This is a genomic window from Staphylococcus simulans, assembly GCF_003043455.1.
Taxonomy (GTDB): domain Bacteria; phylum Bacillota; class Bacilli; order Staphylococcales; family Staphylococcaceae; genus Staphylococcus; species Staphylococcus simulans_A.
Map to the genome: position 1 here is coordinate 1 of NZ_PZGG01000130.1, position 1,473 is coordinate 1,473.

The window sequence follows — 1,473 nt, forward strand, 5'->3', positions numbered from 1 at the left end:
AAATGGTATGGCTATCGTACAAATGATATAATACTAAAGTATGCTAATTTTGAGAGGTGCAAGTTGTGGAAAATAATATTATTACTGTTTATGGTGAAGTTCCAGAGCTCATAGAAAAGAAAACACAAGAAATTACACAACAGTATTTGCATGGTGAAAAAGACGAATTCAATTATGCGAGTTTTAATTTAAATGAAACTGAAATCAGTGTATGTATTGAAGAAGCTTTAACTTTACCGTTCTTCTCTGAGCAGAAGGCTGTTATCATAAAAAATGCTTATATCTTTACAGGAGATAGAGGTAATAAAGATTTAAATCATAATTTGGAACAGCTGCAAGAATTTATTGAAAAATATGATGGTACTTCTCTTGTCATATTTGAAGTTTATAATCCTAAGTTAGACGAGCGAAAAAAGCTTGTTAAAAGCCTAAAAAAACATACAAAACTTATTAAAATCGAGCAAATGTCTGAAGATGAACTAAAGAATTGGATTAAACATACCTTAAACGAACAATACAAAGATATTAAGCAAGATGCATTAAATTTATTTATTGATTTAACAGGTATAAACTTTAACTTAGTTAAACAAGAACTAGAAAAAATTGTTTTATACTTAGGAGACCGTCCAACTATCACTAAGCAAGATGTCGAAACAATTGTAAATAGAAGTTTAGAACAAAATGTTTTCTTATTAACTGATTATATTCAGCAAGGAAAAAAAGCTGAAGCAGTGCATTTAGTGAATGATTTAATCACATTAAAAGAAGAACCTATTAAGCTGTTAGCTTTAATAGCTAGTAATTTCAGATTGTATTATCAATGTAAAATTCTTGCTAAAAAAGGGTATTCGCAAGCACAAATTGCTAAAACAGTGAGCGTGCATCCATTCAGAGTCAAATTAGCCTTAAGAGCTTCAAGGCAGTATGATTTAAAACATTTGATGAATATTATGAATGCATGTGCTGAAACTGACTATAAGTTAAAATCTTCGTATATGGACAAACAACTTATCTTAGAACTATTTATTTTGTCTATATAAAATAAAAAAGTTCAAGCAGATGCTTGAACTTTTTCATTATTTAGCTGCAACCATTAATTTTGATTTAATGCGGTCAGCTTTATTTGAGTGAATTAAGTTAGCTTGAGAAGCTTTGTCGACTTTTTTCACAGCGATACGTACTAATTCATTTTTGTTTTCAGCGTTTTCAGCGATAGCTGTTTTCGCACGTTTAACTGCAGTACGCATAGCATTTTTTTGAGAAATGTTTTGTGCTTCAGCTTTGTTAGTTGTTTTAACACGTTTAATAGCAGATTTAATATTTGGCATTGAATGTCACCTCCTAAAAGTGATCTATGATCATCAAATAAATATTTGATTACAACAAGAAACATTTTATCAAATGTACTATTAAACTGCAATCATTTATTTTCGATGAGGCTTTTAACAAGCGAAGATTTACAGTAAAATAGAG

2 protein-coding genes are annotated in these 1,473 nt (G+C 29.5%); one reads left to right on the forward strand and one right to left on the reverse strand.

Annotated elements, in window-relative coordinates; genetic code table 11:
- Positions 1–65: 65 nt before the first annotated feature.
- The gene (holA, locus tag BU038_RS12305; RefSeq protein WP_107606252.1) at positions 66–1,040 is read left to right on the forward strand and encodes a DNA polymerase III subunit delta; all 975 of its coding nucleotides are present in this window, start codon (positions 66–68) and stop codon (positions 1,038–1,040) included.
- Between the two features lie 36 nt (positions 1,041–1,076).
- Here holA and rpsT read toward each other — a convergent pair whose 3' ends face one another.
- Positions 1,077–1,328: a 30S ribosomal protein S20 gene (gene rpsT, locus BU038_RS12310; protein ID WP_002481081.1), complete on the reverse strand. Its 252-nt coding sequence runs from the start codon at positions 1,326–1,328 to the stop codon at positions 1,077–1,079.
- Positions 1,329–1,473 lie beyond the last annotated feature (145 nt).

Excerpts from the sequence above, each read along its gene's own strand:
- rpsT (WP_002481081.1), bottom strand. The coding sequence starts at position 1,328 with ATGCCAAATATTAAATCTGCTATTAAACGTGTTAAAACAACTAACAAA.